The following is a 4,420-nucleotide window of genomic DNA, read 5'->3' as shown; positions in this document are numbered from 1 at the left end:
CCTGAAGACGCTGGCCTTCACGCATGGACCACTGTTCCAGGCCACCAAGAATGGGCGGGGCGGCCCACTGCGCTACCAGAGTGTGCAGGCCCGCTGGCAGGGGTACGCGGCTCAGGCGGAAGTCCGCTGCACGTTGCATCAGCTCCGGCACAGCCACGCGACAGAGCTGGTCAATGGGGGCGTGAGTCTGGCCACCATCCGTAAACGGCTGGGACACCAGCACATTCAAACCACGCTGCGCTACGCGGAAATCAGCGACGGGGCCGCAGACCAGGAACTGCGGCAGTGGCGTCGTCAAGTACCGTCTCTCCGCTAGGGCTGTCTGAAAGCGTGGATGAGTATGTATTTAATGTGACCGCCTTTGGCAAAATTGATGCTCGTCTTGCACAATACACTTGCTCCACTATATTGACAAAAATCTGATCGTGGCCGTGGTGGTGATTCTGGAGGGGGCTTCAAACCATCGCCTTTGACACTTACAGTACCATTTGAATTGTATACCAACATTGACAGGCCGCTACCAGTTTGCCTGAATTGTTTTAAATTAAACTGCGCTTTTACGGTTGAGATATTGGCTGTTCTAGTCAAAGAAAAGCGTGAAGGAACGAAGTCTGAGTTCTCTGGATACAACTGATCAACGAAATAGCCATCCCAGTCCTTGTAGCGATTTGGCAGACCATTGGCATAATCGAAGCGCGGGTAAGGCGGAACGTATGGGTTGAGGAACCGCTGATCCGTAATACGGAGGCCAGAAGCCTCAAGACGGTAAGTGATCTTGAGGGCGTCAAGCAACGGCGGCAAGGCCACGGCCAGCTCGCCGCCATTGAGCGGCTCAATCGGCACGCGAATGCCCCCAGTCAGTCCGCTTGTCAACTGGGTGCGCGACTGCTTGAAGGTGATCGTCTTGCCGTTCAAAAGCAACGTGATTGCCCCGTGGTTCGTCGTCTGAGTCACGCGGATGCCCAGCAGCTCCGCGAACGATACCAGTGGCACATAGACCATACCCTGCTTGGTATAGGGGGCCAAAGGGTACGTGTACAGCACATATTTCCCATTCACGTTGATGAATGGCCCAGTAGATACCTCGGGCTGCGCTAGCGTTCCGCCTGCACAGGCCATGCCTGCACAAGCCACCGCAAATGCCAGTCCACTGCGCCACAACTGCCGCTGGAGGTGAGGTGAAATCATCATGATGGCTCCACAGTAGATATTGAGTGTGATGCTGCTCTTCCCGGCAAATTGAGGCACTAGGCATCATGAATGCCGACAGTGTGCGGAAGATCATCTCACTGTACCGACAGGGCGGCCTGGACGCGCTCCAAGAGCGCGTCCACCCTGGTAGAACCAGCGTGCTGACGCCCGAAATCATCGCCGATGTCTGGCAGCAGATCACCGCAGGTCAGCAGGTCTGGACTTCCCGTAGCCTGGTGACCTACGTCTTTGAGCGGTATGGGGTCACCGTGGGGCGCACCGCCATGCGAACCCAGTTGCACCACGCCGGGATGAGCTGGCAGCGGACCCGTCTGGTGGTGGCCGGACAGGCTGATCCCGACGGCAAAGCCGCCTTCAAAGCCGATCTGGAGGCGATAAAAAAGGGGCCTTGATGGGCCTGCTTCGACTGCTGTTTCTGGACGAGTCGGCGGTGTGGCTCACACAACCCAATACCTACACCTGGGCGGCCATCGGGCAACCGATGGCGGTTCCGGCCTCCAAAGCACGGGGCATCACGGCCCGCTTGAACTTGATGGGTGCCGTGGACTTCGCCAGTGGCGAAATCCACTACCGCGAGATTGAGGGCAATACCACCGGCCAGGACACCGTGGATTTTCTGGAGACCCTGGCCCAGCGCGCAGACCCTATCTGTCCCACCCTGGTTATCGTGGATCAGGCCAGCATTCATACCTGTCGGGCGGTGTCTGGGCAACGAGAACACTGGCGTGAACGTGGTTTGATGGTGGTGTATTTGCCGGTCTACAGCCCAGAACTGAACCCAATGGAGGGCAAGTGGCGCGTGTTGAAATATCACGAGTTACCAGGGCGATTTTACGAAACCAAGCCACAGCTTCGTCAGGCCGTCCTCAACGCCGGTTGGGGCATCGCCATATGACCAGTTTTTCGCCCGCCAGCTACTTATGCACAACATCCGGTGTCGTGGATGTTCACTGCTGGAGCCGATGTTATCCTTGCTTCTAGGATCAACTCTCCGGAACGCAGGATGAGCCAAGCTTTAATAAAATAGGGCTTGTGAACCCCTTAAATTTTAGATATTAGCCGACCACACCTTATGAAATCGCCGTGAAGATCAGCTTCCGGCCCGCCCAAGGCCACACTCATAGCCTCAGGTCAGCGAACTGCTGTAATGGCTTGAAAGCCGCTCCATACCAAGTGCAGCAGCTCTTTTCAGAAGGGAGGTCTCCATGTTCTACTACGACAACAAGCTGCAATACACCGTCCGCGTCGATACCCCCGATCCCCGTTTTGCCCGGCTGCTCCAGCAGGCTATCGGCGGCGTGGAGGGCGAGATTCGAGTCTGCCTGCAGTACCTGTTTCAGGCCTTTGGTGCGCGTGGCCCCGCCAAGTACCGCAACATGTTGATGTCCACGGGCACCGAGGAAATCGGCCATATCGAGATGCTGGCCACCGCCGTGGCCCTGAACCTGGAAGGTGCGCCCTCCAAACTCAAGGAGCAGGTGGCTGCCGCGAACCCGGTGGTGGAAGCTTTAATGGGCGGCATGGACCCGCGCCAGTACCTCTCGGCGGGCATGGCGGCGCTGGCCTCCGATGCCAACGGCGTTCCCTTTAACGGCTCGCACGTGTACGCCAGCGGGAATATCGCCGCCGACATGTACGCCAACGTGACCGCCGAGGCCACGGGCCGCGCCCTGGCCTGCCGGTTGTTCGAGGCCACCGACGATCCCGGCATGAAGGACATGTTGCGCTTCCTGATTGCGCGCGACACCATGCACCAGCAGCAGTGGCTGGCCGTGATCGAGGAACTGGGCGGCCACAAAGGCGTGCTGCCCATTCCCAACTCCTTCCCGGTGGAAGAGGAGTTGCGCGAGGTCAGCTACGACTACTTCTTCACGGGCGTGGACGGCGTGGAAGTGCCGTCGGGCCGCTGGACAAGCGGCGAGTCGCTGGATGGCTTGGGCGAATTCCGTCTGAACGCGGTCAAGCCGATGGGGCAGGAGCCGAAGCTGGCCCCGCCGATGCCCCAGGCGTATGCCGAGAAGCAGCAGATGGAAGCGACGGCAGGCGACGAGTGATCGAGTGGCACCAGAGGAGGGGGGCCCTCGGGCCGCCGGATCTGTACGCCCTGTTTCCTCAAAGCCGAGAGAGACGGGTCGAAGACGCAGGCCCGCTCCCTTTCGTCCGCTTCCAAAAATGCGGCGGCCTATCCTCTCAAATTCACGCTCCCGGAGATAAATCATGCCCAAGTTTTTCAAATCCGTAGCCTTGCTGACCAGCCTCGTCCTGCTGCTGCCCACCGCCTCCGCAGGTGGGGCTGGACCAGCGGCCATGACGCCGGGGATATCCACGGCCCAGACCAGCAATGACACCGACGTGCTGTTCATGGAAACAGCCACCATGAGCAACCTGGCTGAGATCGCTACCTCGCGCCTGGCGCTGCAAAAAAGTGGGAACACCGCAGTACGCGCCTTTGCACAGATGATGATCACCGACCACACCAAGGCTCAGGATGAGTTGAACGCTCTGGCAGTTAAAAAGGGCGTGAAACTGGCCGACAAGCCGGGGGCTGCTCAGCGGCTTCAGAGCAACAAGCTGTCCATGCTGTCTGGCGCGGCTTTCGATGCCGAATATAAGAAGGTACAGGTGGGCGGTCACGACATGACCCTGACCCTGATCAAGACGTACCGGAGCTTCGGCAAGGACACGGATGCACTGGCCTACGCCGCCAAGATTCAGCCGATCGTGGCCGGACATCTGGAGATGGCCAAGGGCTTGCCAGGCGAGTAGCGCAGCTCTGCACAATCTCATACGGATTCCGTTTGTTTCGTGCATACACTGGGACAGTGCCGGTTGATCCACTTCACGTCCGGGACCCGCTTTCTCCCTCTCGCTTTGCTCAGATTTCCAGGCGTTGTCGACACCTTTCAATCGGAGTTCGTATCAGGTGACAAGTAATGGCAATCAGCCCCTTCAGGGGCTGATTGCCCATTTGCTCAGGAGTTGCACCTGCATAATCAGAAAAAACCTCTCCTGGCGGGAGAATCCCAGAGTAATCGCCAGACTGGTCTAGCGAAATTGGATAGGCGTGATCGGTTCGGGAAAATGATGAAAGGCGTGACGACAGCATTGAGACACTGGGCTTTTGAGATGCGGGGGAGCGGAGGAAGGCGAGAGAATGGCAGAAACCGCCCCACGCGAGCAGGTCAAGATTTATCGTCTGGGACGCTGC

Annotated in this window: 7 protein-coding genes; 5 read left to right on the top strand and 2 right to left on the bottom strand. The window is 58.5% G+C overall.

The window, feature by feature from the left end; genetic code table 11:
* On the top strand, positions 1 to 316 hold a 316-nt coding region (locus tag Q322_RS0119565), incomplete at its 5' end, for a tyrosine-type recombinase/integrase (protein WP_029479528.1).
* Here Q322_RS0119565 and Q322_RS23710 read toward each other — a convergent pair.
* Positions 313 to 1,248, bottom strand: a complete 936-nt coding sequence (locus Q322_RS23710) for a stalk domain-containing protein (RefSeq protein ID WP_156953184.1) — start codon at positions 1,246 to 1,248, stop codon at positions 313 to 315. The genes Q322_RS0119565 and Q322_RS23710 overlap by 4 nt on opposite strands.
* 8 nt (positions 1,249 to 1,256) lie before the next feature.
* Between Q322_RS23710 and Q322_RS0119555 the strand changes: the two genes are divergently transcribed.
* From Q322_RS0119555 to Q322_RS0119540, 4 genes are all read left to right on the top strand, one after another.
* Positions 1,257 to 1,604: a winged helix-turn-helix domain-containing protein gene (locus Q322_RS0119555; RefSeq protein WP_029479527.1), complete on the top strand. Its 348-nt coding sequence runs from the start codon at positions 1,257 to 1,259 to the stop codon at positions 1,602 to 1,604.
* On the top strand, positions 1,604 to 2,107 hold the full coding sequence (locus Q322_RS0119550) for an IS630 family transposase (protein WP_034419376.1): 504 nt from the start codon (positions 1,604 to 1,606) through the stop codon (positions 2,105 to 2,107). The genes Q322_RS0119555 and Q322_RS0119550 overlap by 1 nt, the downstream gene beginning before the upstream one ends.
* A gap of 310 nt (positions 2,108 to 2,417) precedes the next feature.
* Positions 2,418 to 3,266 (top strand): manganese catalase family protein, encoded by an 849-nt coding sequence (locus Q322_RS0119545; RefSeq protein WP_029479525.1) that lies wholly within the window; start codon positions 2,418 to 2,420, stop codon positions 3,264 to 3,266.
* A gap of 163 nt (positions 3,267 to 3,429) precedes the next feature.
* A complete protein-coding gene (locus tag Q322_RS0119540) occupies positions 3,430 to 3,978 on the top strand; it encodes a DUF4142 domain-containing protein (RefSeq protein WP_029479524.1) in 549 nt (182 codons plus the stop codon).
* 109 nt (positions 3,979 to 4,087) lie between these two features.
* Here Q322_RS0119540 and Q322_RS24280 read toward each other — a convergent pair.
* Positions 4,088 to 4,420: hypothetical protein (locus Q322_RS24280; protein WP_211248943.1), on the bottom strand; the 333-nt coding region annotated here is incomplete at its 5' end.

Origin of the sequence: Deinococcus frigens DSM 12807, from assembly GCF_000701425.1 — a bacterium.
Classification (GTDB): Bacteria; Deinococcota; Deinococci; order Deinococcales; family Deinococcaceae; genus Deinococcus; species Deinococcus frigens.
This window is presented reverse-complemented; position numbering and strand designations above follow the sequence as displayed.

Excerpts from the sequence above, each read along its gene's own strand:
- Q322_RS0119555 (WP_029479527.1), top strand. The coding sequence starts at position 1,257 with ATGAATGCCGACAGTGTGCGGAAGATCATCTCACTGTACCGACAGGGC.
- Q322_RS0119550 (WP_034419376.1), top strand. The coding sequence starts at position 1,604 with ATGGGCCTGCTTCGACTGCTGTTTCTGGACGAGTCGGCGGTGTGGCTC.
- Q322_RS0119545 (WP_029479525.1), top strand. The coding sequence starts at position 2,418 with ATGTTCTACTACGACAACAAGCTGCAATACACCGTCCGCGTCGATACC.
- Q322_RS0119540 (WP_029479524.1), top strand. The coding sequence starts at position 3,430 with ATGCCCAAGTTTTTCAAATCCGTAGCCTTGCTGACCAGCCTCGTCCTG.